General features: G+C 68.3%; 18 protein-coding genes. 15 read left to right on the forward strand and 3 right to left on the reverse strand.

The features are described from left to right. Positions 1 to 58 precede the first annotated feature (58 nt). The 9 genes from OG474_RS24330 (at position 59) to OG474_RS24370 (ending at position 10,787) form a co-directional block, all read left to right on the forward strand. Complete coding sequence (locus OG474_RS24330) at positions 59 to 1,414, forward strand: glutamine synthetase family protein (RefSeq protein WP_405055858.1); 1,356 nt, start codon at positions 59 to 61, stop codon at positions 1,412 to 1,414. Then, positions 1,395 to 2,114 (forward strand): gamma-glutamyl-gamma-aminobutyrate hydrolase family protein, encoded by a 720-nt coding sequence (locus OG474_RS24335; protein WP_405055859.1) that lies wholly within the window; start codon positions 1,395 to 1,397, stop codon positions 2,112 to 2,114. Before OG474_RS24330 ends, OG474_RS24335 begins: the two co-directional genes overlap by 20 nt. Further along, entirely contained in the window at positions 2,111 to 3,445 is a 1,335-nt protein-coding gene (locus OG474_RS24340; protein WP_405055860.1) for an aldehyde dehydrogenase family protein, read from the forward strand. Before OG474_RS24335 ends, OG474_RS24340 begins: the two co-directional genes overlap by 4 nt. Further along, positions 3,446 to 4,225 (forward strand): 3-oxoacyl-ACP reductase, encoded by a 780-nt coding sequence (locus OG474_RS24345; RefSeq protein WP_405055861.1) that lies wholly within the window; start codon positions 3,446 to 3,448, stop codon positions 4,223 to 4,225. A gap of 175 nt (positions 4,226 to 4,400) precedes the next feature. Then, positions 4,401 to 5,120 (forward strand): FadR/GntR family transcriptional regulator, encoded by a 720-nt coding sequence (locus OG474_RS24350; RefSeq protein ID WP_405055862.1) that lies wholly within the window; start codon positions 4,401 to 4,403, stop codon positions 5,118 to 5,120. A gap of 86 nt (positions 5,121 to 5,206) precedes the next feature. Further along, positions 5,207 to 6,727, forward strand: a complete 1,521-nt coding sequence (locus OG474_RS24355) for an amino acid permease (RefSeq protein WP_405055863.1) — start codon at positions 5,207 to 5,209, stop codon at positions 6,725 to 6,727. A gap of 235 nt (positions 6,728 to 6,962) precedes the next feature. Continuing rightward, a complete protein-coding gene (locus OG474_RS24360; RefSeq protein ID WP_405055864.1) occupies positions 6,963 to 9,719 on the forward strand; it encodes an AAA family ATPase in 2,757 nt (918 codons plus the stop codon). A 22-nt stretch (positions 9,720 to 9,741) separates the two neighbouring features. Beyond that, positions 9,742 to 9,963: an SCO4848 family membrane protein gene (locus OG474_RS24365; RefSeq protein ID WP_405055865.1), complete on the forward strand. Its 222-nt coding sequence runs from the start codon at positions 9,742 to 9,744 to the stop codon at positions 9,961 to 9,963. Next, positions 9,960 to 10,787 (forward strand): M55 family metallopeptidase, encoded by an 828-nt coding sequence (locus tag OG474_RS24370; RefSeq protein ID WP_405055866.1) that lies wholly within the window; start codon positions 9,960 to 9,962, stop codon positions 10,785 to 10,787. Before OG474_RS24365 ends, OG474_RS24370 begins: the two co-directional genes overlap by 4 nt. On the opposite strand, the gene OG474_RS24375 is transcribed toward OG474_RS24370, so the two are convergent. Beyond that, positions 10,784 to 11,086, reverse strand: a complete 303-nt coding sequence (locus OG474_RS24375) for a hypothetical protein (protein WP_405055867.1) — start codon at positions 11,084 to 11,086, stop codon at positions 10,784 to 10,786. The genes OG474_RS24370 and OG474_RS24375 overlap by 4 nt on opposite strands. A 383-nt stretch (positions 11,087 to 11,469) precedes the next feature. Between OG474_RS24375 and OG474_RS24380 the strand changes: the two genes are divergently transcribed. The 6 genes from OG474_RS24380 to OG474_RS24405 are packed head-to-tail and all read left to right on the forward strand — an operon-like array spanning position 11,470 to position 25,289. Next, on the forward strand, positions 11,470 to 15,039 hold the full coding sequence (locus tag OG474_RS24380; RefSeq protein WP_405055868.1) for a DUF4132 domain-containing protein: 3,570 nt from the start codon (positions 11,470 to 11,472) through the stop codon (positions 15,037 to 15,039). 28 nt (positions 15,040 to 15,067) lie between these two features. Then, a complete protein-coding gene (locus OG474_RS24385) occupies positions 15,068 to 18,652 on the forward strand; it encodes a DUF4132 domain-containing protein (RefSeq protein WP_405055869.1) in 3,585 nt (1,194 codons plus the stop codon). Continuing rightward, on the forward strand, positions 18,652 to 19,746 hold the full coding sequence (locus OG474_RS24390; RefSeq protein WP_405055870.1) for an AAA family ATPase: 1,095 nt from the start codon (positions 18,652 to 18,654) through the stop codon (positions 19,744 to 19,746). The genes OG474_RS24385 and OG474_RS24390 overlap by 1 nt, the downstream gene beginning before the upstream one ends. 10 nt (positions 19,747 to 19,756) lie before the next feature. Beyond that, positions 19,757 to 22,168 (forward strand): DUF5682 family protein, encoded by a 2,412-nt coding sequence (locus OG474_RS24395; RefSeq protein WP_405055871.1) that lies wholly within the window; start codon positions 19,757 to 19,759, stop codon positions 22,166 to 22,168. Continuing rightward, a complete protein-coding gene (locus OG474_RS24400; RefSeq protein WP_405055872.1) occupies positions 22,165 to 23,373 on the forward strand; it encodes a VWA domain-containing protein in 1,209 nt (402 codons plus the stop codon). Before OG474_RS24395 ends, OG474_RS24400 begins: the two co-directional genes overlap by 4 nt. Further along, positions 23,370 to 25,289, forward strand: coding sequence for an SWIM zinc finger family protein (locus OG474_RS24405; protein ID WP_405055873.1), 1,920 nt, complete (start codon positions 23,370 to 23,372; stop codon positions 25,287 to 25,289). Before OG474_RS24400 ends, OG474_RS24405 begins: the two co-directional genes overlap by 4 nt. On the opposite strand, the gene OG474_RS24410 is transcribed toward OG474_RS24405, so the two are convergent. Both OG474_RS24410 and OG474_RS24415 read right to left on the reverse strand, forming a co-directional pair. Next, positions 25,286 to 26,512 (reverse strand): hypothetical protein, encoded by a 1,227-nt coding sequence (locus tag OG474_RS24410; protein ID WP_405055874.1) that lies wholly within the window; start codon positions 26,510 to 26,512, stop codon positions 25,286 to 25,288. The two genes, OG474_RS24405 and OG474_RS24410, sit on opposite strands and share 4 nt — an antisense overlap. Continuing rightward, positions 26,505 to 26,996 carry an RNA polymerase sigma factor gene (locus tag OG474_RS24415; protein WP_405055875.1) on the reverse strand — a complete coding sequence of 164 codons (492 nt, stop codon included), beginning with the start codon at positions 26,994 to 26,996 and terminating at the stop codon, positions 26,505 to 26,507. The genes OG474_RS24410 and OG474_RS24415 overlap by 8 nt, the downstream gene beginning before the upstream one ends. Positions 26,997 to 26,999 lie beyond the last annotated feature (3 nt).

A 26,999-nucleotide genomic window follows, 5' to 3' on the forward strand; every position in this document is an offset into this window, starting at 1 on the left:
TCTGCTCCGGCACTTGAGTCAATGGATCGTCGGTAGACCATTGGACTGAGGAGCCGCCGTGACCGGTCAGCTGGGTGTGCAGGAGCTGCGTGATCTGGTGGCACAGGGCCATGTGGACACCGTTCTGGTGGCGATCACCGACATGCAGGGGCGGCTGCAGGGGAAGCGGTGCGGCGCTCGGTACTTCGTGGAGGAGGTCCTCCGGCACGGGACCGAGGGGTGCAACTACCTGCTGGCGGTCGACGTCGACATGAACACGGTCGACGGCTACGCGATGTCGTCCTGGGCGAGTGGCTACGGCGACCTGATGATGGCTCCCGACCTGGACACGCTCCGGCTCGTCCCCTGGTTGGAGGGGACCGCGATGGTGTTGTGCGACGTGCAGTGGCTGGATGGCCAGCCGGTGGTCGCCTCGCCGCGCCAGGTCCTCCGCAAGCAGCTGGAGCGGCTGGCAGCACGCGGCATGCAGGCGTACGTCGGCACCGAGCTGGAATTCATCGTCTTCGACGACACGTTCGAGGCCGCCTGGGACAAGCGCTACCAAGGCCTGACCCCGGGCAATCAGTACAACGTCGACTACTCACTCCTCGGCACCAGCAGGGTCGAGCCGCTGCTCCGCGCGATCCGCAACGGGATGACCGGCGCCGGCCTGTACGTCGAGTCGGCCAAGGGTGAGTGCAACTTCGGGCAGCACGAGATCGTCTTCCGGTACGACGACGCCCTGACCACGTGTGACAACCACTCGATCTACAAGACCGGGGCGAAGGAGATCTCCGCCCAGCACGGCAAGAGCCTGACCTTCATGGCGAAGTACGACGAGCGCGAGGGCAACTCCTGCCACATTCATGTGAGCTTCCGGTCGACCGACGGCGACGCCGTACTGGCTGGTGACAAGGAGTATGGCTTCTCCGAGCTGATGGAGCGCTTCATCGCCGGTCAGCTCGCCTGCCTGTCGGAGTTCACCTATCTGCTCGCGCCGAACATCAACTCCTACAAGCGATTCGTGGCCGGGAGCTTCGCGCCGACCGCGGTCGCGTGGGGCCTCGACAACCGCACCTGTTCGCTGCGCGTGGTCGGGCACGGTGAATCGCTCCGCGTCGAGAACCGTCTGGCCGGCGGCGACGTGAACCCGTATCTCGCGGTCGCAGCGATCATCGCGGCCGGCCTGCACGGCATCGAGAACGACCTGGAGCTCGAGCCACTGCTCGAGGGCAACGCCTACGAGTCCGACAAGGAGCACGTGCCGTCGACCCTCAGGGAGGCCGCTGCGCTGTTCACCGGCTCACGGATCGCCCGCGAGGCATTCGGCGACGAGATGGTCGACCACTACACGAACGCCGCACGGGTCGAGCTCGACGCCTACGACGCCGCCGTCACCGACTGGGAGCGGATCCGTGGCTTCGAGCGCCTCTGACAAGCCCCGGATCGGCATCACGACGTACCTGGAGCCGACGATCTGGGGCGTCTGGCAGCGCGACGCCGCGCTCCTGCCCCGGGTCTACCTCGATGCGGTCGCGAACGCGGGCGGCGTACCGCTGCTGCTTCCGCCGGTAGGCACCGACCCGACGGTCCTCGACATTCTCGACGGACTGATCATCGCCGGCGGCTGCGATGTGGATCCTGCCTCGTACGACGCAGCGCCGCATCCCGAGACGACAGACACCAGGCCGGGCCGGGACACGCACGAGACGATCCTGATCCGCGCGGCGCTCGAGCGCGAGCTACCGCTGCTCGCGATCTGCCGTGGCCTCCAGATGCTGAACGTCGCGCTCGGCGGCACGCTGAACCAGCACCTGCCGGACGTCGTCGCACACGACCTGCACCGACCGTCACCCGCGGTCTTCGGCCGGACCGATGTGAAGGTCGAGCCGGGCAGCCTGACGGCTCGCCTGCTGGGCGACCGCAGCAGTGTGCACTGCTACCACCACCAGGCGCTCGACCTCGTCGCCCCGAGTCTGAAGGTCACTGCCCGGGCCGAGGACGGGACGGTCGAGGCGGCCGAGGTCGACGGGCACGAGTTCGCGCTCGGTGTGCAGTGGCACCCGGAGGAGAATCCCGAGGATCTGCGCTTGTTCACCGCGCTGATCGACGCATCCAGGAGACACCAGTCATGACGTACGACGTGATCAACCCGGCCACCGAGAAGGTTGTCCGCAGCATCGAGCTTGCCTCGGAAGAGCAGACCGATGCCGCGATCGCCAGAGCAGCAAAGGCTTTCGAGACCTGGCGAGCCGTCACTCCCGCCGACCGTGGGCGACTTCTCCGCAGGTTCGCCGACGCGGTCGACGCCGACCTCGAACACCTTGCTGCGCTAGAGGTTGAGAACGCCGGCCACACCATCGGCAACGCCCGTTGGGAAGCCGGCAACGTCCGTGACGTCCTCACCTACTATTCGGCCGCCCCGGAACGCCTGCTCGGCCAACAGATCCCTGTTGCCGGGGGCATCGATATCACCTTCCAGGAACCACTCGGCGTCGTCGGCGTGATCGTGCCGTGGAACTTCCCGATGCCGATCGCCGGCTGGGGTTTCGCCCCGGCCCTTGCCGCAGGCAACACTGTCGTGCTCAAACCCGCTGAGCTCACCCCGCTGACCGCGATCCGCCTCGGCGAGCTCGCTCTGGAAGCCGGTCTCCCGGCGGACGTGTTCCAGGTGATCCCGGGCGCCGGAACGGTCGTCGGACAACGGTTCGTCACGCACCCCGCCGTACGGAAGGTCGTCTTCACCGGCTCCACGAAGGTCGGCAAGCAGATCATGGCCGGTTGCGCGGACCAGGTGAAGCGGGTGACGCTCGAGCTCGGAGGCAAGTCCGCGAACGTGATCTTCGCCGACGCGGATCTCGAGAAGGCCGCGGCCCAGGCGCCGTACGGGGTGTTCGACAACGCCGGCCAGGACTGCTGCGCACGCTCGCGGATCCTGGTCGAGCGCAAGGTCCACGACCGCTTCCTGGAGCTGCTCGAACCAGCCGTGAAGGCGTTCAAGGTCGGTGACCCGGCCGATCCGGCCACCGAGATGGGACCGCTCATCTCGCGGACGCAGCTCGACCGCGTCGCGTCGTACGTCGAGAACCCGGCCTTCCAAGGTACGGCGCCTCAGGGCCCCGGCTACTGGTTCCCGCCGACCGTGCTCGATCACGACGTACGCGACGAGATCTTCGGCCCGGTCGTCAGTGTGATCCCGTTCGAGGACGAGGCGGACGCGCTCCGGATCGCCAACGACTCCGAGTACGGCCTGTCCGGCTCGATCTGGACGCGGGACGTCGGCCGCGCGCTGCGGGTCAGCAGGGGTGTCGAGGCCGGCAACCTGTCGGTCAACTCGAACTCGTCGGTGCGGTACTCGACGCCGTTCGGCGGCTACAAGCAGTCCGGGCTCGGCCGCGAGCTCGGTCCGGACGCGCTGGCCGCGTTCACCGAAACCAAGAACATCTTCATCAGCACGGAGGACTGAATGACTGACGTCAAGGCGAGCCGCCTCGAGGGGCGCGTCGCGGTGGTGACCGGCGGCGCGAGCGGGATCGGTCTGGCGACGGTACGCCGGTTCGCGGCGGAAGGCGCCAAGGTCGTGATCGGCGATGTCGACCCGGTCGCCGGGAAGGCCGCCGCGGACAAGGTCGGCGGGCTGTTCGTGGCCACCGACGTCACCGATGCGGTTGCCGTCGACAACCTGTTCCAGCAGGCGTTCGACACCTACGGCGGTGTGGACATCGCGTTCAACAACGCGGGGATCTCGCCGCCCGACGACAACTCGATCCTGGACACCGGCCTGGAGGCGTGGCGCCGGGTGCAGGAGGTCAACCTGACCTCGGTCTACCTGTGCTGCAAGGCGGCGATCCCGTACATGCGGCGCCAGGGCAAGGGTTCGATCATCAACACCGCGTCGTTCGTCGCCGTGATGGGCGCGGCCACCTCGCAGATCTCGTACTCCGCCTCGAAGGGCGGCGTGCTCGCGATGAGCCGGGAGCTCGGCGTCGAGTTCGCCCGCGAGGGGATCCGGGTCAACGCGCTCTGCCCGGGGCCGGTGAACACGCCGCTGCTGACCGAGCTGTTCGCGAAGGACCCGGATCGGGCACAGCGCCGGCTGGTGCACGTTCCGATGGGCCGCTTCGGTGAGCCGGACGAGATCGCCGCGGCGGTCGCGTTCCTGGCCAGCGACGACTCGTCGTTCATCACCGCCAACACGTTCCTCGTCGACGGCGGCATCTCCGGCGCCTACGTCACCCCGCTCTAAGAGGGTGGCTAATGCTTCCCCGCCTACTGCGCGGCACCCGGCACGGCACCTCGCCGCACGTGGGCAAAGCGCTAGATGCTCCGCATCGAACACTTCGCCCCCGCACGCCGATGCACCGCACCGAGCACCTGCTCGCTACGGCGCGGAAGCATTAGCCACCCTCTAAGCTGCCAACATGGTTGCCCCAGCAGACGATGCCGTGTTCCGGCCGGTGCGGACCGGGAACCCGTTCGAGGAGACGGTCGAGCGGTTGCTGCAGGCAATCAAGCTGGGCGTGGTCCGGCCGGGCGACCGGCTGCCGGCCGAGCGGGACCTCGCGACCCGGCTGAACGTCAGCCGGGTCACCCTCCGGGAGGCCATCCATGCCCTCACGGAGGCCGGGTACGTCGAGTCCCGCCGCGGCCGGTACGGCGGTACGTTCGTCAACGAGCGGTTGCCGAAACCTCGCCGTACCCAGGCCAAACGGATCGCGCGCGAGTTGGGCGACGGCCTCGACGACGCCCTGATCCTGCGGATCGCCTTGGAGACCGGCGCGGCCGAAGTCGCGGCCAACCGCACCCTCACGGCCGCCGAGGAGGAGCATCTCCGCCAGTGTCTCGCCGACTCCAAGGCGGCGAAACTCACCGACTACCGCCGCTTCGACTCCCGCCTGCATCTCGCGATCGCCGAGGTCACCGGCTCCGCCTCGCTGACCTCCGCCACCGCCGACGTGCGGATGCGGCTGAACGAGTTGCTCGACGCAATCCCTTTGCTGGAACGCAATCTCGAGCACTCCAACGACCAGCACCAGGTCATCGTCGACGCGATCCTGGCCGGTGACGCGTCCGCCGCGCGCGCCGCCATGCGCGAACACCTCTCCGGTACGGCGGTCCTGCTGCGCGGCTTCCTCGCCTGATCCATTGACACCAATGGTCTCCCGCTAGACCATTGAGAGCGCCTCTCGTGCAGTTACCTGCCCGACGTGTTCGAGGAGGACTTTCTGTGAGCCATGACAAGACCCCGATGACCGACGACGAGCAACGTCTGCATCAGCTCGGGTATGCCCAGGAGCTGTCCCGGACGATGTCCGGCTTCTCGAACTTCGCGGTGTCGTTCACGATCATCTCGATCCTGTCCGGCTGCCTGACCCTGTACGGGTTCGGGATGAACACCGGCGGACCGGCGATGATCGTCTGGGGCTGGCCGTTCGTCGGCCTGATGACGTTGTTCGTCGGGCTCGCGATGGCCGAGGTCTGCTCGAGCTACCCGACCGCCGGCGGCCTGTACTACTGGGCCGCCAAGCTCGCGCCGTCGAACGGCCCGGCCTGGGCCTGGTTCACCGGCTGGTTCAACTTCCTCGGCCAGGTCGCGGTGACGGCCGGCATCGACTTCGGTGCGGCCTTCTTCCTGAACGCCTTCCTCGACCTGCAGTTCGGCTTCAGTGCGACGCCCGGCCACACGATTCTGCTGTTCGGGATCATCCTGCTGGTGCACGCGCTGCTGAACTCGCTCGGCGTGAAGCTGGTCGCCCGGCTGAACGACATCAGCGTCTGGTGGCACATCGTCGGCGTGCTGTTCATCGTCGGCGCGCTCGTCGTCCTTCCCGACAACCACCAGTCGGCCGGCTTCGTCTTCGGTCACTTCGTCAACAACACCGGCTGGGGCTCGACCTTCTACGTCGGCCTGCTCGGTCTGCTGCTCGCGCAGTACACCTTCACCGGGTACGACGCCTCCGCGCACATGACCGAGGAGACGCATGACGCGGCTCGCTCGGGTCCGCGCGGCATCGTGATGTCGATCCTGGTCTCGCTCGGCGCCGGCTGGGTGCTGCTGATCGGTCTCACGTTCGCGATCCAGAGCTACGACGGCGCCCTCGGCAGCGATACCGGCGTACCGCCCGCGCAGATCTTCATCGACGCGGTCGGCGCGACGATGGGCAAGATCCTGCTGCTCGTGGTGATCGGCGCCCAGCTCTTCTGCGGGATGTCGTCGGTGACGGCCAACTCCCGGATGATCTACGCCTTCTCCCGCGACAACGCGCTGCCCGGCTCGTCGCTGTGGCACAAGATCAACCAGAAGACCCGGACGCCTACCAACGCGATCTGGCTGGCCGCCGGCGGCGCCTTCCTGCTCGGTCTGCCCTACCTCTGGAACGCCACCGCGTACGCCGCGGTCACGTCGATCGCGGTCATCGGCCTCTACATCGCCTACGTGCTGCCGACCCTGCTCCGGCTGGTCCAGGGCAAGAACTTCAAGCCGGGCCCGTGGTCGCTGGGCCGGTGGAGCCGCCCGATCGGCGTCATCGCCATCGTCTGGGTGGTCTTCATCACGATCCTGTTCATGCTGCCCCAGGTCAGCCCGGTCACCGGCAGCACCTTCAACTACACCCCGATCGCGGTCCTGGTCGTCCTCGGCTTCGCCACGACGTACTGGTTCGTCTCCGCCCGCCACTGGTTCACCGGCCCGAAGGTCCAGGGCACCGAGGCGGAGCTGGCGGCCATCGAGCGCGATCTCGACCTGTAGACCACTCGATCGAGTGGTCCTTTCCTGAACGTTTCAGGTTTTGCCGGGGCGCCATCTGGTGCCCCGGCACGATCGTGCCGTCCCGACCGCTCTGAGACACCAGGTTCGGGTGACAGGATGGTGTCGAGACGGTTTCCTCATCTGACACTCGCCGTGTCGGGCGGTCGTCAGCTGTGATACTTGGGCGAGGGCCACCCAACCAAATATCCAGGCCTTCGAGGAGTTATGTGATCGGATGACTGACGACGAGCTGGTCGGACGCAGTGGGCTGGTCGAGCGTGCCAAGAAGCAACTCGAGACCAGCGGAAGTGTGCTGCTCTACGGTCCGACCGGTATCGGCAAGTCGGCGATGGGCCGGGCCCTGGTCGCGGACCGGACCAAGGCCGGTTGCCGGGTCCTGAGCGCGGCTCCCTCCCAGAGCGAAGCCGGCCTGCCGTACGTCACTCTCCTCGATCTGCTCTCGAATCAGCTGGAGCTGGCCTGGCAGGTGCTGCCGGACCACCTCCGCCAGCCGCTTGAGGTTGCTTTGCTCAAGGCGAGCGCTCCGGACACGGTCCGTGACGAGCTCGCGGTCCGCCTCGCGGTGCTGCACGTGCTGCGTCGCCTGGCGGCCAACGGCCCGGTCCTGCTCGTGGTGGACGACATCCAGTGGGTCGACCCGTCCAGTCTCGAAGTGCTTACCTTCTGTGCCCGGCGGCTGTCCGAGGGGGTGCACATGCTGGCCACCGAGCAGGTGGCTGACGGTGACCTCCCGGTGATGGCTGAGGCGTGCCCGGAGCCGGTGCTGCAGCTGGAAGTGCCCCCGCTGACCGAGCCTGATGTGCTGGGTCTGCTGCGGCAGCGCCTGTCCAGCCCACTTCCGGTCCGTACGGCGCGTCGCATCTTCACAGCGAGTGCGGGCAACCCGTTCATGGCGCTGGAGCTTGGCCGGGCGGTGCTGCGGCATCCGCAGGGTGTTTCGCCCAATGACCCGCTGCCGGTGTCGAGTCGGCTCAAGACACTGCTCGGCGACCGCCTGTCTGATCTGAGCCTCGGTGCGCACGAGCTGCTGCTGCACGCGGCGTCGTCTCCGCGTCCCACGACCACACAGCTCGCGCAGTCGCTCGCCCGTCCGATCGAGACCGAGCTTGCCGAGGCGGAGGCCCTGGGCCTGATCGACATCGCGTCGGAGCGCCTGCGGTTCGCCCACCCGCTCCTGCGTGAGTACGTGTACGCCGAGGCGACGTCAGCCGCACGCCGTCAGGCACACGCTCAGCTCGCCGCAGTCGTCGACGAACCGGTCGAGAACGCTACCCACCGCGCTCTGGCTACCCAGGAGGCGGATGCTGAGCTCGCGGTCGCCATCGAAGAGGCAGCTGCAGTCGCCGCTGGCCGTGGTGCGCCCGGAGCGGCCGCGACACTCTGGCGGCTTGCTGCCGAGCGGACGCCGGGCAGCCTGCCGGATGAGCGCGCCCGTCGCCTCACCAGAGCTGCTGACGATGCCGCAGCCGCCGGACATTTGGCGGAATCCGCTGAGATGGCGCGCCTCGCCGTACAGGCTGCGACGCTTCCGGAGACCAAGGTGCCGGCGTTGCTGCTGCAGGTCGACGCTGCTTGGCCGGATCGGGAGTGCCGGGCCGGCCTGCTGGCCGACGCGTTCGAGGCTGCCCGGGGCGACGCGCGGCTCGAGGCTCGGGTCCGGATCGGGCTCAGCAACAGCGCGTACTTCGACCGCCGCCTGGATGAAGCACAGGAGCATGCTCGGGTGGCCGAGGAGCTCTCCCGGGCATCCGGCGACACCGAGGCGTTGGTCGACGCGTTGAGCGCGACGAGCTCGGTGCTGATGTCCCGCGACGCGGAGGAGAGCGCCGATGCGCTGCTGGCGCAGGCGGCCGAGCTGGCGCGCGATCTGCCGCTGACCAAGGCGGTCGTGAACGCTCGGCAGATGGCTGCGATGAGTCGGCTGTTCCGCGGCCAGACGGATGAGGCGATCAGCTCGATCGGTTCGCTCGTCGAGGAGGTCCGGGACGGTGGCGCGATGCGCTGGCTGGCCTCGGTGCTGATCTCGGCGACCGCGATCTACGAGCGCAGCGGCCGTGGTCCGGAGGCTTTGAGCGCCGGCCACGAGTGCTACCAGTTGATGCAGGACATCGGCGAGGAGGCCGAGGTCGGTCTCGTCGTCGCCAGCCGCGCCGAGTGGGCCGGCGGTACGGCGGCTATGGCGCGCCAGCTCGCGGATGCCGCGTTGGAGGGTGTCCGGCTGGTCGGCAACGACGAGTGGATGGGCCCGGCGCTCGCCGTACAGGGCGTGGTCGGGGTGCTGACCGGTGACCCGCAGCGTGCGGTCGAGGCCTTCGACGCGATCGCGGATTCGGGCGAGGCAGCGATGCCGTTCGACCCCGCGATCATTCCGTGGCACGCCGACTACGCCGAGGCGCTCGTCGCAGCCGGCCGGCTCGATGACGCGGCCGCGTTGATCGCCGAGATCCGGACCCGCGCGGATACGCTCGACCGCTCGGTGGTGAAGGTCGGTCTGGCCCGTTCGGAGGCGCTGCTGATCGCCAAGCAGGGCGATCCGGCCGCCGCGCTCGAGCTGCTGGAGAAGACCATCAGCGCTGCGGGCGACCGCGTGTACCCGCTCGATCTGGCCCGCTGCGAGCTGACTCGCGGCCGGGTCGCGCGGCAGGCCCGGCGCCGTTCGGTCGCGCGGACGGCGTTCCTGGACGCGATCGAGCAGTTCGAAGCGTATGGCGCTCCGGCCTGGCGTGAGGTGGCCGAGACCGAGCTGGCCCGCCTCGACGTCCCGAGCCGGAGCCGCCAGCCGTCCGAGCTGACCGACAACGAGCAGCAGATCGTTGCGATGGTGCGGGACGGTTCGACGAACCGCGAGATCGCCGCGGCGCTCTACCTGTCGGTCAAGGCAGTCGAGTCCCAGCTGACCCGGCTCTACCGGCGCTTCGGAGTGGCGAATCGCACGCAGCTGCTACGCATGGTGGACCGCCCCGGCTCCTGACGGCTGCGGGCACAATGGCTGGGTGAAACTCGAACGCAAGCATGCCCTGGTCCTGCTCGGCATCGCGGTCTGGAACGTCGTCACCTACCTGCGCTTCATCAAGGCACTGGTCGACACGGAGGACCGCCCGACCGGGTACTACGTCGCGCACACGATCCTGATCGTGGTGAACCTGGTGATCGCGGCCGTCCTCGGCACCTGGGGAGTTCGCGCCTACAAGGCGGCCAAGGTCTCGTCGTCGTGAAGGTCTACATCAGCGCGGACATGGAAGGCATCACCGGCCTGGTCGATGCCGAGGACGTCCAGCCGCCCGGCCGTGACTACGAGCGCGGCCGGGTGATGATGACCGAGGACGTGAACGCCGCCATCCGTGGTGCCTACGCCGCCGGCGCGACCTCCGTCCTGGTCAACGACGCGCACGGGCCGATGCGCAACCTCCTGCCGGACCTGCTGGATCCGCGCGCCGTCCTGATCAAGGGCCGCCCGAAGCCGATGGGCATGATCGAAGGCCTGAGTTCGTCGTACGACGCCGTGCTGTGCGTCGGTTTCCATGCCCGCGCCGGCGTGCTCGGCGTCCTCAGCCACAGCTTCATGGGCCACGAGATCGAGGACATCTGGCTCGACGACCAGGTCACCGGCGAGATCGGCCTCTTCGAAGCGACAGCCACGGCGTACGGCGTCCCGCTCGTGCTGCTGACCGGCGACGAAACCGCCTGCGCCGAAGCCGCCGCGTGGAACGCCGGCATCCACACAGTCCCGGTGAAATACGCCAAGGACCGCTTCGCCGCTCAGCTCGTCCCGGTTGTGGAAGCCCGCACGGCTATCGAAGCCGGAGCTGCTGATGCTCTCCGATCCCTTCCTACTGTTGCGGATGGGGCGGAGGTCCGCACCCTCGCTGTCCGCTGGCAGTCCGCCTCGGTCGCCTCGCACCTCACCGCGATCCCCGGCGTCACCCGCCGCGACGACCGCACCGTGACGGTCACGGCCGACATGCTCCAGCTCTACCGCCTCTTCAACCTCTTCCTGCGGGTGGCGACAGCGGTCACCTCCAACCCGCCGTACTGCTAACGCCCAAGCAGAAGTCGTACGGCGGGCCCCAGCTCGAGGCCCATGCTCAGCCGCTGCCAGGCCTGCGAGAACGACGAAGCAGCCCTGCTCGTCTGAAAGTTCCTCCGCAGCGTGAACGCCACGATCGTGATCAGCCCCTGACCGATCGCGAACAGCACGATCCCCACCACCATCTGCCCGACCGACCCAGCGGCGAACTGGCTGTAGAGAATCCACAACACCCCAACCAGCCAAGCCCCGAACCCCACCGCATAAGCCACAGCCAACAACCGCCCGTGCGTCTCCCGATCCCATTCCATGCCCGCCAGTATGCGTCCCCCCACCCCCGGCACCAGCAAACCGCCCCGCACCCCCGAACCGCCCCCACCTCGCCCCGCGCCGCGCCGTCCCGCCCGGCACGGCACGGCCCGGCCAGGTCCGCTCCGGCCTGCCGGTGGTCGGGGGCTCGTGCGTTGGGGAATTGCGGTGGTGTGGCACGAGGGACAGTGGGTGGTTGGTGAGGGGTGCTTGCCCGTGTGGCTGAGGTGACCGCGGGCTGCGGCGAGTTGGACCTACCTGCTGTCGTTCGTGCGGTTGGGGCGGCGGCGGGTGATGACCCTTTGAATCGAGATGCTCCTGGTCTGTCGAAAACTGTCGGAGGCCTTGGATAGCTTCGGGTCTCGACGATCTGGGGGTGGTGGGAATGGCCGAGACAACGACTGTTCCGGGGGATCTGGAGCAGGCGCTCCGGTCTGCGTTCGACCTGGTGGGGAACGAGAAGGACCGGGCCATCTGGCGCGGGCTCGCCGACCATGTGCTGACCGGGTCGACGCCGTCCGAGATGCCGATGGGCGAGTTCAACACGCTGGTCGGCTTCGGGCTCATCGACAAGTATGCGCCGCACATGCACCCGGAGCTGGTGGCGCTGACCAGGTTCGTCGTCGGCCTGGACCGCCTGCCGTACGACGTCGTGCACCGCTGGATCTCGTTGCTGGGCGCGGTCCTCTCCACCATGCCGGAGTACGGATTGGCCGTGCAGTTCGATCCGAACCACGGCATCGACGCGCTGCTGGTCCAGCTCGCCGCTCTCTGGCCGGAGCCCGACGAGGGGCTCGTTGTCGGGCTGGACCATCTCCAGTTGGAGCAGTTGCTTGTCGCGTGGCGGCTTGATCCCGCACAGCTCATGGTCTGGGCGTTCCGTGGCCACCTGAGCTCCCCGGCTCCATATCTGCCGGATCGCTGCAGGGTCGTTCGGGCGCTCCGCGGCTACGACGACGCCGTCCGCCGTCATACCGACGTGGTCAGAGCATCCCTTGTGCTGGACACACCGGACGAGCAGCAGATGGTGCTCGACATGCTGCTGCCGTTGTCCGCCGATACGCTCGTCGCCTTCGCGCCGGAGATCGCGCGGATCGCGTTGTCATCGGCTGAGAAGGTGCGGATCGCCGCCGAGCCCTTGCTGGTGGTCGAGGGCGTCGCCGATCAACTCCGGAGTCAGGTCGACAGCGCGAAGCCGGCCCAGCGCATCCGGATCCTGAAGGTGCTCTGGGCAACTAATGACCTGGATCAGCAGCGCTGGGCCAGTGAGCGCGCGGCTGCGGATCGCGCCGCCAGTGTGCGCGCACTCGCCGCTGTCTGGGAGGCCAACGAGACCGCGTCGGACGACGACTCCGACGAGGTGCCCGCGCCGGTGAGCCTCCGGGTCCGGATGACACCGGAGCTGCGCGAGGAGCTACGCCTGATCTGCGCCGAGGGTGCATCCTTCGAGGACCGCGGCCGTCGCCTCACGATGACTGACGACGAGCTGCAACCGGTCCTCGACACCCTCGAATCCGGCGTGGTCTTCGGCATCCGGCCCGAAGGCGCCCGGCTGGATGAGTGGTGGGTCCGCCGGGTCCTGCACGATCACGTTGTCTCGATCGGGCCGGTCGTGACGACCGTGCTACTGGCGCGCACCAACCTCCTGCATCCGTCCGGAGGCCTGTCCAACGAAGCGATGTGGCTCTACCAGCGTTGCTACCAAGCGACCGGACGGCCGGAGCCGCTGGAGATCGCGCAGCTACTCGACGCCGTCGGCGTCGACGGGCGCAGGCTGGTGACGAGATGGGACCGAGCGAGCTATTTCGGGTTGCGGGACACCTGGCCGGTCGAGGCGATCGCACCGTTCGCCAGCTATGCCTTGACCGAATATCTCGCTCTGCTCGAGTCGTCGGAGACCTGGTACAGCGACGACGACGCCATCTTCCATGCGCTCGAGTCGTTGCCGGAGATGCCGCCCGAGGGTGTCGACGCGCTCGCTCGGCTGGGGTTGCGCCAGCAGAAGACATACCGTCGGGAATCGCAGGACCTGCTCGCGAATGTGCCTGGCATCGGAGAGCGGATCGTCGACGCGTTGGGCAACAGCCAGGCCGGCGTGCGCGCGGTAGCGGCGGAGTGGTTGCAGCGGCTGGCCTATCCGCAGGCGGTGCCGGCGCTGGAGGCCGCGCTGACCAAGGAGAAGAACGACCTGGCCAAGGCCGCGTTCCTCGATGCCTTGCAGGCGTTCGGCCGGCCGGTGGAGAAGTACGTTGACCGCGATGCCTTGCTGCACGAGGCAAATCGTGCAGTGGCGAAGGGCGTGCACAAGGACATCCAGTGGTTGACGTGGGACTCGCTGCCTACCGTCCACTGGGCCGACACGGGTGACGTCGTGCCGCTGCCCGTGCTGCAGTGGCTGGTCAACCAAGCAGTGAAGGCGAAATCTCCCGAGCCCGGTGCTCTGCTCCGCACGTACGCCGGTTTGTTCGTGCCGGGCGAACGCAACGAGCTCGGTCGATACCTGCTGACGGCCTGGATCGCCCAGGACACCAAGCCGATCAGCCAGCAAGAGGCCTGGCAACTGGCCGCGCAGGACGCGGGCTGGTGGCATAACTACCTGAACAGCCAACCGCAGAACTACGTGACCGGCCAGCCGATCGACATCTCTGGCTATGCGCTGGCCGGCTTGTCGCGGGACGAGATGATCGAGCGCCTCCTGCCGGACTTCCTTCGGCAGCCGGCTGGGTCGGCGATCGCGTCGAAGGGGTTGCTCGCGGTCGTGGCCGCGTGTTCGGGGGAGGCGGTCGGGGCGATCACAGCGCCGTACCTGAAGGAGTGGTACGGGACGCGCGCCGCGCAGTGCAAGGCGTTGGTGGTGATGCTGGCTTGGACGGAGCATCCGAGTGCCACACAGGTGATGTTGGCGGTGGCTTCGCGGTTCCGCACCAAGGGGATCCAGGAGGAGGCGGTCCAGCAGGCCGCCGCGCTGGCGGAGCGGAAGGGCTGGACCCTCGACGAGCTCGCCGACCGGACGGTTCCGTATGCCGGCTTCGACGAGGACGGGCGACTGGAGTTGTCGTTCGGCAGCCGGGCCTTTGTGGCGGAGCTGCAGACCGACTTGACCGTCGGGCTCACCGACCCGGAAGGCAAGCGCATCAAGGCGCTTCCGGCTCCTCGACAATCCGATGACGAGGCCGAGGTGCAGTCCGCCAAGAAGGCGTTCTCGGCCGCGAAGCGCGAGCTCAAGACGATCGTGCAGGCGCAGACCAACCGCCTGTACGAGGCGTTGTGCACCGGGCGAACGTGGACAGCCGCCGATTGGCAGCTGTATCTCAACGAACACCCGATTCTCCGCCGGCTCGTCCAGCGCCTGGCCTGGTTGGCCGATGGTACGACGGTGTTCCGCCCACTGGATGACGGCTCGTTGACCGATGCCGACGACAACCCGGTCAAGCTCGCCCCTGACTCGGTGATCACTCTCGCCCACGACACGCTGCTCCCCGACGACGTGGTGAGCAGCTGGCAGCAGCACTTCGCCGACTACGAGGTCGTTCCGCTCTTCGTGCAGTTCGGCCGCGGCCGCTTCAAGCTGCCCGCCGAGCAGGCGGGCGACAAAGCACTCCGCGACTTCGAAGGTCATCTCGTCGAAGCCTTCGCCCTCCGCGGCCGCGCCACGAAGCTCGGCTACACCCGAGGCGAGACCGGTGACGGTGCCTGGTTCTACTCCTACGAGAAACGCCTGCTCTCCCTCGGCCTCACCGTGGAGCTCAACTTCACCGGCAACACCCTGCCCGAAGAGAACAACACCGTGGCCCTGACCGAGCTGGCCATCCGCTCAACGACCAACCGCTCGGCCGCGCTCCGCCTGGCCGACGTACCACCGGTGCTCCTCGCCGAGGCCTACAACGACCTCCGCCATTTAGCCGCCGACGGCACCGGCTTCGACCCGAACTGGCAAACAAAGACCGGCCGCTGAGCGAGCCGCACACCTGGGGTGGGATGCAATGACAGAAAGCGCACAGGTTCCAGCGGGGGCCGCGAACGCGTTGTACACGGCGATGGGGCCGGTGGCTGGTGGCGACGCCCAGTTGCAACAGGCATTGGCCGAGCACGTGTTGACCGGCGGCTCGACGTCGGTTCTGCAGGACGTCGCGTCGTACCAGGCCGCGCTGCACCTCGCCGTTGTCGGCCACTACGTCGATAACTCGCCGGCACGCGATGCCCTCGTCGTGTTCGCCGGTCTGCTGCCGGAGATGCCCGACGAGGTTGTACTTCGCTGGGCGAATCTGCTGACAGCCGCACTGGCGGGTACGCCGGAGCACACACCGCCTGATCTCGTGGGGCGGCCGATCTGGCCGGAGGCGCTCCTCCTCCACCTCGGGAACGTGTTCTACGGCCACTGGATCTCGGCGACACACATCGTTGCCGGTATCGACCACCCCTGGCTCGAGCGCGTCCTCACGGCCGGCGGCCTCGATCCGGCATCGGTGCTGGTGGCGGCGGTCCGGACACCGCTCAACGCCCCGGGCGAGTTCCCGGACCATCGGGTGACGGCTGTTCGCGCGATGAGCGGCTACGAGGATGCCGTCCGCCGCCACACCGCGGCCCTGCGGGCAGCCATCGAGATCGACAAGGTCGGCGGCCAGCGATCGATGCTGCGCATGTTGCGGTCGCCCCGGCCGCTGCCGCCGAGGACATTGGCGCCCTTCGCGCCGGAGATTGCGGGTGCGGCGGTCTCCTCCAGCGTGGCGGCCCGCGACTCCGCCAAGCCGTTGCTGGACGTCCCCGGTGTCACCTACGAAATCCGCAAGCTGGCTGAGCGTGGCACATCGGAGCAGCGGCTTCAGGCGTTGAAGTTGCTCTGGGCCACGGAAGACAGGACATTGCGCCAGTGGGCACTCGAGCGTGCCGCGGGGGACCGGTCGGCGAACGTCCGTGACCTGGCGACCCTCTGGGCGCCGCCGGACGACCCTGCCGGTCTCGTGGACGCCCAGTCGCTACCGTCGATCGATCTCCGGGTACCGCTCACCGACGAACTCCGAGGCCGGCTGGAGATGCTCTTCGCCACGCCGCCGCCGGACCATCAGAACATGTACGGCGAGCGGAAGCTGGTGGAGGCGGATCTTCGGCGCCTGCTCGAGACCTTGGAGACCGGCTATCTGGCTCCCGGGCGGCCGCTGGTCCAAAGGCCGCACGTCTGGGCGCGGTACGTGCTCGGCCCGCAGGTCGCAGCACTCGGCCCAGTGCTGACGACTGCCATCTACGCCGCGCTCGATCTGCTGGTGGAAGGGGGCTACAAGACGGCGCTCACCGCGGACACAGTGAATCTCTACAGCCGGTTCTTCCACGAGACGGGGCATCCGACCTTGCCGGAACTTGCGGCATTGCTGGACGCCGCCGGCCTGGACGGGCGCACCGCGGTTCTCGAGCGGTACACGGCGCGCTATCGCGCTGTCCTCGGTCGCGACTGGCCCGACGAGGCGGTTGCGCCATTCATTCAGACGGTGTTGCCGCATCTCCTCGAGATGCTGCAGCGGAGCGGTGACTGGCCTGAGGACGATGACGGGGTCTTTCGCGCCCTGGCAACCCTGCCGGTCTTGCCGAAGGTGGCGGTCGAAGCTCTGATGGAGCTGGCGGTGGGGTCGCGCAAGGCGCAGCGACGGCCGGCGCAGGATGTGCTGGCGAAGGTCGATGGGTTCGAGGAGTTTGCCGTTGGTGCCTTGAGCACCGGGAAGGCCGAGGTTCGGATGGTCGCTGCGCAGTGGTTGCAGCGGTTGGAGTTCCAGGCTGCGGTGCCGGCGTTGGAGGCTGCGGTCGGTAGGGAGAAGAACGACCTCGTCAAGGGTGCGTTGCTTGACGCGCTGGAGTCGCTGGGGCGGCCGATCGAGGAGTATCTCGACCGGGAGGTGCTTGCCCGGCAGGCTGAGACTGGGCTGGCCAAGGGGTTGCCGAAAGATCTTGCCTGGCTGAACTGGGAGCTCGTGCCGGTTGTGCATTGGTCGGACAGTGGTGACGAGGTGCCGCGGTCCGTGCTGCAGTGGCTTGCGGTGCAGGCGGTCAAGACCAAGTCGTCGGAGCCCAACGTGATGCTGCGCAAGTACTGCGGGCTGTTGGTGCCGGACGAGCGAGAGGTGCTTGGGCAGTATCTGCTGGAGGCGTGGTTGGCGCAGGACGTTGCGGTGATTTCCGCCGACGAGGCAATGCGACGGGCCGAGCAGGAGGCGGCGAACCGCTACCGGTGGCATTCGCTTCATCCGCAGCACTACGGCGACGATCCGTTGTTCGGGTTGAGCCAGGCGGATATCGCGGGGCGGCTGTTGACTTCGACGAGCGCTCAGCTGGCGGGGTCGGCGGCTTCGTCCAAGGGGATCTTGGCCATCGTCGCGGCTTGCGCGGGGGCCGGTGCGGCTGCGCCGGTGGGGCGGTATTTGAAGCAGTGGTTCGGGACTCGGGCGTCGCAGGGCAAGGCGTTGATCGGGATGCTGGCGTGGATCGACCATCCGAGTGCGATCCAGTTGATGCTGTCGATCGGGTCCCGGTTCCGGACGAAGGCGTTCCAGGACGAGGCGACGCGGCAGGCGACGGCCTTGGCGGAGCGGAACGGGTGGACCGTCGACGAGTTGGCCGACCGGAGCGTTCCGGTGGCCGGGTTCGACGACGAGGGGCGGATCGAGCTCTCGTACGGCGATCGCGTGTTCATCGCGGAGTTGCAGCCGGATTTGACCATCAGCCTGATTTCGCCCGAGGGCAAGACGATCAAGGCGCTGCCGGCCGCGCGGCAGTCGGACGACGAGGACGCCGTCAAAGCTGCGAAGAAGACGCTGACAGCGGCGAAGCGTGAGCTGAAGTCCGTGGTGGAGTTGCAGAGCAACCGCCTGTATGAGGCCCTGTGCACCGAGCGGACCTGGCCTGCTGCCGACTGGCAGCGGTATCTGAACGGGCACCCCATCATGCGTCGGTTGCTGCAGCGGCTGGCCTGGATCGCTGACGACAAGATCGTGTTCCGGCCACTCGAGGACGGCACCCTGACCGATGCCGATGACGACCCGGTGGAGCTCGCGGACGATGCGGTGGTCCGGCTCGCGCATGACACGTTGCTGGCGGAGGACGTCGTACAGAGTTGGCAGCGGCACTTCGCCGATTACGAGGTGGTGCCGCTGTTCCAGCAGTTCGGGAAGGGCGTCTTCCGGCTGCCGCCGGAGCGTGCGGACGATCAGCGGATCGGTGACTTCGAGGGGCACATCGTAGAGGCGTTCACCCTGCGCGGCCGGACCGGGAAGCTGGGATATCAGCGCGGCACACCGCAGGACGCGGGCTGGTTCTACGAGTATGAGAAGCGGTTCGCGTCCATCGGGCTGACGATCGTCGTCAACTTCACCGGCAACTTCGTGCCGGAGGAGAACCGTCCGGTGGCCTTGCGCGACCTCCACGTGGTTCGGGTGACCGACGATCGGTACGGCGGTGGCGTGCTGCTGCGGCTGGGCGACGTACCGGCCGTGCTGCTGTCCGAGGCGTACAACGATGTCCGGTTGATGGCAGCGGACGGCTCCGGGTTCGATCCGGACTGGGAAAAGAAGTCGGAGTACTGATGCACAAGGCAACGATTCTGCGCGAGCCCGCCGAGGTGGTGTACGCCGGTGAGCTGGCCCGGCTGACTGCGGCGGACGACGGGCCGCGGCCGTCCGGCTGGCAGCTGTCGCCGCGCGCGGTCCGGCGGTTCGTGCTCGGCGACCCGGCGCTCGATGTCCGGCAGAAGTTCTACGGTGACGACGCCTTGGTGGACCGCTGCGTGGTCACGCTGATGAGCAACCGCGGTCTGCTACTTGTGGGAGAGCCCGGTACGGCGAAGTCGATGCTGTCCGAGTTGTTCGCGGCAGCGATCGGTGGTGACTCGACCTGCACAGTTCAGGGCACGTCCGGGACCACTGAGGACCAGATCACCTACTCGTGGAACTACGCGCTGCTGCTCGCCGAGGGGCCGAGCCAACGAGCGCTGGTGAAGGGGCCGATGTATCAGGCCGTCGAGCTGGGCAAGGTGTGCCGGTTCGAGGAGGTGACCCGCGTCCAGCCGGAGATCCAGGACGTCCTGATCGGCCTGCTGTCCGACAAGGTGATCCACGTGCCGGAGCTGGCGGGTTCCGAGTCGACCGTCTTCGCCGAGCGCGGGTTCAACGTCCTCGCCACCGCGAACCTGCGCGACCGCGGCGTGCACGAGATGTCGAGCGCACTGAAGCGACGGTTCAATTTCGAGACCGTCCGGCCGATCGCGGACCGGCGGCTGGAGGAGGCGCTGATCAAACAGCAGACCGCAGCCCTGCTGGAGCAGGCGAGTGTCGAGGCTCGGCTGACCGATGATGTTGTGACTCTGCTGGTCACGGCGTTCCACGACCTGCGCGACGGCGTGACCACCGAGGGCACGGTGATCGAGCGGCCGAGCGCGGTGCTGTCGTCGGCCGAGGCGGTCGCGGTCGGGTTCGCGGCCGGTCTGGACGCGCAGTACTTCGGGACTGGGGAGATCGGTGGGGAGCATATCGCCCGGCAACTGATCGGCACGGTGCTCAAGGACAACCCCGACGACGGCAAGAAGCTTCGGCACTACTTCGACATCGTCGTGAAGCAGCGGGCCCAGGCGAGTCCGTCCTGGCGTCAGTTCCACACGACCCGGCACGAGCTCGAACGCTGAGGACACCAGGATGCCCAGCCCCACGTTGACCACCGAGGAGGTGCGTGAGCTCGCCGCGACCCTGGTGCGCGACGAGCTGATCGTCGTGCCCGTGCGGCATCACAGCCCTGCCTGCGCACTGCTTGTACGGCGGTTGATGCGCGACCGGCGGCCCAGCGCCGTACTGGTGGAGGGACCGCGCGCGTTCACGCCGTTGATCCCGCTGCTGACGCACGAGAAGGCGCGGATGCCGTTGGCGGTCTACAGCTATGCCTCGCGCGGAGCCGATCGCTGGGCGGCGTATTTCCCGTTCTGCGACTACTCGCCGGAGCTCGTGGCGCTGCGCGAGGCAGCGGCTGCAGGCATCCCGAGCCGGTTCATCGACCTCGATCTCTCCGAGCAGCAGTTGGTGGAGGACGGGAAGCCGGGGGAACGCTCGGAAGGTCTGTCCCTGCTCGACGAGCGGCACTTCCGGCACAGCCGAAGTCTGGAGCTCTTGGCGAAGCGCCTGGGTTGTAGCGATGACGAGGATCTCTGGGAGCTGCTCTTCGAGTCGGATGCCGGGGTAATGGATCCGGCCGAGCAGATTGCACGGATGGCGGCGTACTGTCTGCTGGCGCGCGCGGACCAGAGCGAGACCGAGCTCGCCGCCGACGGGACGACGCTGCGGGAAGCCGAGATGGCGTGGCAGATTCGCGAGGCGCTAGCGGCCCGTGGCCCGTCCGATGGGCCGGTGCTCGTGGTGGTCGGTGGCTTTCACGGGGTAGTCCTGCCGGAGCTGCTCGCCGGTGCCGTGGAGCGGCCGGTCATTGACGTCAAGGGTGTGACCGGGGACTCCGCGCTCATTCGGTACACGTTCGAGCGGCTCGAGCGGCTGAATGGGTATGGCGCGGGGATGACATCGCCCGCCTGGCATCAACGCCTCTGGCAGAACCTCATCGATCCGCCGACCGATCAGCATCCGCGGGTCGCCGCGACGCTGACCGCGTTGCTGGACATCAGTTCCGAGCTGCGGGACCGCCATCAGATCCCGTTGCCGCTGCCTTCCGTTGCTGCGGCGTTCGAGCAGGCGGTGCGGCTCGCGACCTTGCGGGAGCGGCCGGCGCCGCTGCGCAGCGACTTGCTGGACGCGGTGCAGAGCTGTTTCGTCAAAGGCGATATCGAGATCGAAGGGCTCCTGATCAAGGCCGCCTGCCGGTTGACGTTGACCGGCGACGCGATGGGTGAGCTGCCACCCGGCGCCGGCCTGACACCGCTCGTTGAGGACGCCCGGCGACGGCTCCGAGGTCAACGGTTGCGGATCGATGAGCCCGGTCGGCAGAGCGTCTCGCTCGACCTCTACCGGAGCGCGGCGCACCGCGAGACCTCGCGGCTGCTGCACGGTCTGACGTTGCTCGGCTCATCAGTGGCGATCCGGACCGCGGGACCCAACTTCGTGCACGGCTCCGGCCTGGGCAGGCTGCACGAGAAATGGGACTACGCCTGGTCGCCGGTGGTCGAAGGCGCGTTGGTCGAGGCATCGGTCTACGGATCGACCGTGCCGACCGCGGTCGCCACCCGATTCGCCGAGCTGCTGGCCACCCGCCGTACGACGAATCTTGGTGCGCCGAAGGCGGCCGCGCTGCTCATCCAGGCCTGTGTGCTCGGCCTCCACGAGCAGGTAGGCGAGACGCTGGAGCTGGTCCGGGAGCGGGTCGGGGCGGACGCCTCGTTCCCCGGGGTGGCCACGACGGTGACGCAGTTGGCGTTGCTCTGGGAGGCGCTCGAGCCGCTCGAGGCGCGCTCGCTCGGGGATGACCTGGTCGCGCTGGTGCGAACGACGTACGAGCGAGCGCTGTATTTGGGGCGCCAGCTGAACGGTGAGGCCAAGCCGACTGCGGAGGCGCTGGTTCGGCTGCGCGATCTGGTGGTCTCCGGGACCGGCCACGGGCTGGACGCCGGCCTCTTCTGGGAGCTCATCGACCACGTTTCGGCCGGGCACGGCATGGTGTTCGTGCGCGGTGCGGCGACCGGGATCGCGTACTCTGCCGGCCGGGCCGGGGCTGCTGAGGTGGTCGGTCGGGTGACTGGTCACTTGGCCGGAGGCATGCCTGCGGAGGACGGAGTCGCGTTTCTGGCCGGTGTGCTGCTGACTGCGCGGGAGGCGGCCTGGCAGGAGGAGCGGCTGCTGGCTGAGCTGGATCGGCGGCTGACGGAGTGGGATCGGGCGACGTTCGTGCGGCATCTGCCCGAGCTGAGGCTGGCGTTCGCGGACCTGACACCGGTTGAGACGGATCGGGTGGCGAAGGTCGTGGCGACGCTGAAGGGGCTGACGGAATTCGGGCCGCTGACGACCGGCGGTGCGACTGCTGAGGAAGTCGATCGGCATCTGGCTGTCTCAGAGCAGGCACTAACATTGCTCGCTCGTGACGGTCTCGCGGCGTGGGGCGGTGAGGCGTCGTGAGTGCGGAGCTGGAGCGGTGGCGGCTGGTGTTGGGGCGCTACGCGAAGGGCCAACTGGGCGAGGCTCCCGCCGGGAGCGAGCAGGCGCGGATGGAGGCTGCGCTCGACTACCTCTATGGCCGGGAGTACGGCGGTCGCGGCGTCCGCGAGCCCGGTGGGAACGGCCAGGGTGCGGGCGGCCCTGGCGCTGGCGGCGGTGGGGCTGGAGGAGGCGCCGGAGGAGCTGGTGGCGGTATGTCGGGGCTGGGGTCAGGCGGGAGTGGCCCGTCGGCACCGGCGTTGGTCACGTGGCTGTCCGAGGTGCGCGAGCTGTTCCCGCGGGAGACCGTGGAGATCGTCGAGCGGCACGCCCTCGACCGCTACGGGCTGACTGAGCTCGTCACGGATCCAGAGCTGTTGGAGCGGCTCGAACCCGACATCGGCCTGCTGAAGACGTTGCTCGCGCTGAAGGGCCACATGGGGGAGGAGACCCTGGCTGTGGCTCGGCGGATCATCCAGCAGGTGATCGACGAGCTGCGCCGCCGCTTGGAGATGGAGGTGCGCGCTGCGATGGCCGGCCGGCTGAACCAGCACCGGCACTCGCCGCTCGCGATCGCCGCCAACTTCGACCCGCGCGGGACCATCCGGCGCAACCTGCGGAACTACGATCCGGAAGGACAACGGCTCGTCCTCGCCGAGGTGCTGTTCTTCCAGCGCAACGCCCGTCGACTGCCGTGGGACATCATCGTGTGCGTCGACCAGAGCGGCAGCATGGTCGGTTCCGTGATCCACAGCGCGGTGATGGCCGGCATCCTGTCCGGGCTGCCGGCGTTCCGGATCCGGCTGGTCGTCTTCGACACCTCGGTCGTCGATCTGTCGGAGCACGCCGACGATCCGGTCGACATCCTGATGCGGGTCCAGCTCGGTGGCGGCACCGACATCGCGCAAGCCGTCCGCTACTGCGCCCAGCTCGTCGAGAACCCGTTGCGTACCGTCCTCGTCCTAGTCACCGACTTCTGCGAGGGCGGCCCGCCTTCCAACCTGATCCGTGCGGTCCGCGAGCTGGCCGCAGCTCGGGTGAAGCTGCTCGGGCTGGCAGCACTCGACGGGGAGGCGGCACCGGCGTACGACAAGGTCATGGCCGGGCAACTGGCCGACGAGGGGATGGAGATCGCCGCGCTGACGCCGGGGCAGCTGGCCTCGTGGCTGGTCGAGGTGACCGGATGACGATCCGCGACGTCCTGCAGAGGTACGACGATGATGCCTGGGCCGCGCTCGCGTCCCGCGGGTTGCTCCGCCGGGCGCGGAAGGATCTCGAGCGGGTCAGTCCGGAGATTGTTGCCGAAGGCCCTGAACTGCTGACGGTCAAGGTTGGGGTGGAGACGGTCGGGTTCGGCGCGGCCGGGCCGGCTACGGCGACCTGCACGTGCCCGAGCGGGACGGTCTGCCAGCACATCCTCGCCGCCGGTCTCTGGATCGGCGCCGAGACTGGTGTCGACGAAGCGGTGCCTGGCGCAGATTTGTTGCCCTTGGCCCCTGGAGAACTGAGGGGTTTCGCGGGGACGGCGGTCTATCGCTGGGCCCGGGAGTACGTCGAGGATCTCGGCGACGAGGGTTTTCGGGTCGAGCACGGCCGGCATCTGCTGCTCTCGCTGACGAGTCCGCGGGTGACCTTCCACTCGATGGGCGGTGGGATCGCGGGGCTCGTTCCCGACGTCAAGCTGCCGAACGCCGAGCGGTACCAGGTGGCCGTCGTACTGGCGTATCAGCGCGCGAACGGGATCGACCTCGAGCCCGTACGGCGCCGCGAAGCTGCTGGGCCTGCGCCAGGAGCCGTGGATCGGCGGACGGCAGTTCGTGCGGCCGTCGAACAGTTGGTGGGTGACACGGTCGGCCTCGGCGTCGCGCATCTGTCGGAGTCGCTGCGGCAACGGTACGAAACGCTGACCGTCTCGGCCCAAGGCGCGGAGTACTACCGCCTCGCCGGCATGCTCCGCGGGATGACCGGGCAGATCGAGTGGGCTCTGGCACGGTCGGCGCAGGCTGACGAGGAACGCCTGTTGGAGCAGCTCGCAACGACGTACGCGCTGGTGACCGCGCTGGCGTCGATCGGTGATGTGCCGCGCCTGGTCGGGACTGCGCGCGGGCGGTTCGATGTGGCTGGACGGCAAGAGCTCATCGGCGTCGGTGCGGTGCCGTGGCGGACCGCATCTGGGTACGCCGGACTGACGATGGTGCTGTGGTCCGTGGACGCCCAGGAGTTTGTGACCTGGACGGATACGCGACCGGCCGGTGTTCTGTTCGATCCGCGCGGGCGCTACAGCATGCCCGGACCTTGGAGCGGCCTCGGGAGTCCGGCCGAGGCGACTGGTGCGCGGGTCCGGCTGACCAACGCCCGCATCACTGCGAACGGCCGACTGTCCGGCGTGGACAGCACGCATGCCATGTCCGAAGACCTGTCAGGCGCCGAGCTGGCGGCCGCGATCCCGGTGCTGACGAGCTGGGCCGATCTCGCCGTACCGGAGCCGACCAGTCTGCTGGACCAGGACGGTCCGGCGCGTCCCTGGCTCGTGCTCGCACCCTCCGACTTCGGCACGCCCTACTTCAATGAGCCCCAGCAGTACCTCGACTGGCCAGTCGCCGACGCCGAAGGCCACATGCTTCCACTACGCATTCGCTACGCCGCCGAGACCCGGCAAGCAATCGCCCACCTCGAATCCCTGGCCCCACCCGAGCCTGGCACCCGCATCGTCGCCAGACTCACCCGAACCCCCAACGGCCCAATCGCCGAGCCCCTGAGCCTCCTCCACCCCACCGCCCCACCCGGCAGCGCAGTCGTCCCCCTCCACTTCGCCCCCGCCGACAACCTCCGCTCCACTCCACCCATCCCCGAGCCACCCAACCCCGCCCCCGCACCCCCACGCCCCCTCCTGGACCTACGCCATTGGCTACTCCGCCAAGCCGAACGAGGCACCGGAGCCACCTCCGCCGGCGCCTTCACCACCGAACTAGCCCGCCGCCACCAAGCCCTCCGAGCCATCGGCTTCACAACCTTCCCCGCCGAAGCCGAAGCCCCACCCGCCACAGCCCTCTTACGGTCGTTCTACGTGGCGATGCAACTCGCCCAACTACTGAGCGCCTAACGCGGTTCCAGGTAGTCCCAGCTCTTCCCGCGATCCGTGCTGAGCGCCACCTGATCCATCGCTCCCGCCGGCTGGGCGGCCACGACGCCGTACAAGAGGCCCGGCCCACCTGCGAAGCCGTCCAGGAACTGTGGCCCGGAATCCTTCGCTCGAACCTGGCCTCCGGAGATGGTGTACAGCGAGGTGCGATGCTCGTCGAGCTGCTGGCCGGGCAGGAGCACGGTGCCGTCGTCCAGTGCGGCCGCGTTGCCGTCGATGGCGTACGGGAGACCGGAGACCGTGCGCCAGCTCGCTCCGGCATCCGTCGAGACCTTCAGCATCTCAAGTCGTTGCAGCCAGTTGTCGCCGGTCATCGCCGACGTGGACGTCGCCACAACGGTCCGGCCGTTCCCGCTGACCGCGAGCCAAGTGCCTGCATGGTTCGGGTCGAGTACTTCGTGGTGCCAAGACTTCCCGCGGTCATCGGTCCAGAGCATCCTGTCCGGCCCGCGGCCGCCGAGGAACCACCATCGTCCGGTGCTGTCCTGAATCGGCGACCGCGACGCCGTTGATCCATCAGCAGAGCCGGGAAGGTCCAACCGCCGCAAGGTCGACTTCTTCAGGTTGAGAACGACGAGCACACCTGGCATGACCTTGTCGGTGACCAGCTCACCCTCCTCCCAGGTTCGAGTCGGCGGCAGATAACGCAAGGCGGTCCGCACCGGCCCCTGGTCGGTAAGGCGTACCAGCAAGCCGTCGCCGGGCGGGTCATCGTCCCCTACGGGCGCAGGCACATTGGGGCCGTAGACCGCGATCGGCTCCTTGTCTGCCACCAAAGTCGCCCAGCTGCCCGAGCGCACTGGGGTGTACGCCTTCCTGCCGTTCGAGCTCAGCACAGCCGCGCTCGCGCAGTCGTTGTTCGGACAGCGCACCCAGGCCGCGGCCCAGTGGGTGCTGTCGGTCGCCGCGAAGGACTCCACGTTGGAGTTGGGGTTGTTGACCAGCACCTCGCCGTCGCGATCCGACATCGACACAGTCGGCTGCGGCGCGATCGGAAGTGTCCGGGAGCTTCCGCCCGAAAGCGTTCCGACGATCAGCACGGCGGCCACGACCGCGGAGACGGTAGCCGCGACGGAGACCCGGCGGCGGTTGCGACGGTGGGTGGCTCGGCGGGTGAGGGATTCGAAGGGCGGGACGTCCACAGATTGCTGGACGGTGAAGGCGAGGTCCTTGAGGTCAGACATGGTCCACCTCCTCGGTGAAGACCTGCATCAGGGGTGCCAGGCGGGCTCGGCCGCGGGCGAGGCGGGCTTTCACGGTTCCCTCGGGGATGCCTAGTTGGGCGGCGATCTCGCGGACCGGGAGGTCGACGATGTGGTGCAGGGTGATGGCTTCGCGTTGGTCCCAGGGGAGGCGGCGGAGGGCCTCGACGAGGGCGACATGGTCGGGCGACAGGCCGGGGACGGAGTCCGGAGGCGGGCCGGTCCGGCTGATGATGCGGTGAAAGGTGCTGGTACGGCGGAAGCGGCTGCGGGCGATGTTCACGGCGACCATCCGGAGCCAGGCTTCGGGGTTGTCGACCTGGGCGAATCGGTGTGGTTTCTCGATCGCCCGGACGAAGGCTTCCTGGACGGCGTCCTCGGCTTCGGTCAGGTTGCCGCACAGGCCGTAGAGCTGACCGACCAGGCGGCGGTAGCAGCCGTCGTACACCTCACGCAGGCTTTCCATCGC

Origin of the sequence: Kribbella sp. NBC_01505, from assembly GCF_045040285.1 — a bacterium.
Classification (GTDB): Bacteria; Actinomycetota; Actinomycetes; order Propionibacteriales; family Kribbellaceae; genus Kribbella.

Bases quoted from the DNA above. Each gene is read 5' to 3' on its own strand.
- OG474_RS24415 (WP_405055875.1), bottom strand. From the start codon at position 26,996: ATGGAAAGCCTGCGTGAGGTGTACGACGGCTGCTACCGCCGCCTGGTC.
- OG474_RS24390 (WP_405055870.1), top strand. From the start codon at position 18,652: ATGCACAAGGCAACGATTCTGCGCGAGCCCGCCGAGGTGGTGTACGCC.
- OG474_RS24360 (WP_405055864.1), top strand. From the start codon at position 6,963: ATGACTGACGACGAGCTGGTCGGACGCAGTGGGCTGGTCGAGCGTGCC.
- OG474_RS24345 (WP_405055861.1), top strand. From the start codon at position 3,446: ATGACTGACGTCAAGGCGAGCCGCCTCGAGGGGCGCGTCGCGGTGGTG.
- OG474_RS24410 (WP_405055874.1), bottom strand. From the start codon at position 26,512: ATGTCTGACCTCAAGGACCTCGCCTTCACCGTCCAGCAATCTGTGGAC.
- OG474_RS24395 (WP_405055871.1), top strand. From the start codon at position 19,757: ATGCCCAGCCCCACGTTGACCACCGAGGAGGTGCGTGAGCTCGCCGCG.
- OG474_RS24350 (WP_405055862.1), top strand. From the start codon at position 4,401: ATGGTTGCCCCAGCAGACGATGCCGTGTTCCGGCCGGTGCGGACCGGG.
- OG474_RS24380 (WP_405055868.1), top strand. From the start codon at position 11,470: ATGGCCGAGACAACGACTGTTCCGGGGGATCTGGAGCAGGCGCTCCGG.
- OG474_RS24375 (WP_405055867.1), bottom strand. From the start codon at position 11,086: ATGGAATGGGATCGGGAGACGCACGGGCGGTTGTTGGCTGTGGCTTAT.
- OG474_RS24385 (WP_405055869.1), top strand. From the start codon at position 15,068: ATGACAGAAAGCGCACAGGTTCCAGCGGGGGCCGCGAACGCGTTGTAC.
- OG474_RS24405 (WP_405055873.1), top strand. From the start codon at position 23,370: ATGACGATCCGCGACGTCCTGCAGAGGTACGACGATGATGCCTGGGCC.
- OG474_RS24340 (WP_405055860.1), top strand. From the start codon at position 2,111: ATGACGTACGACGTGATCAACCCGGCCACCGAGAAGGTTGTCCGCAGC.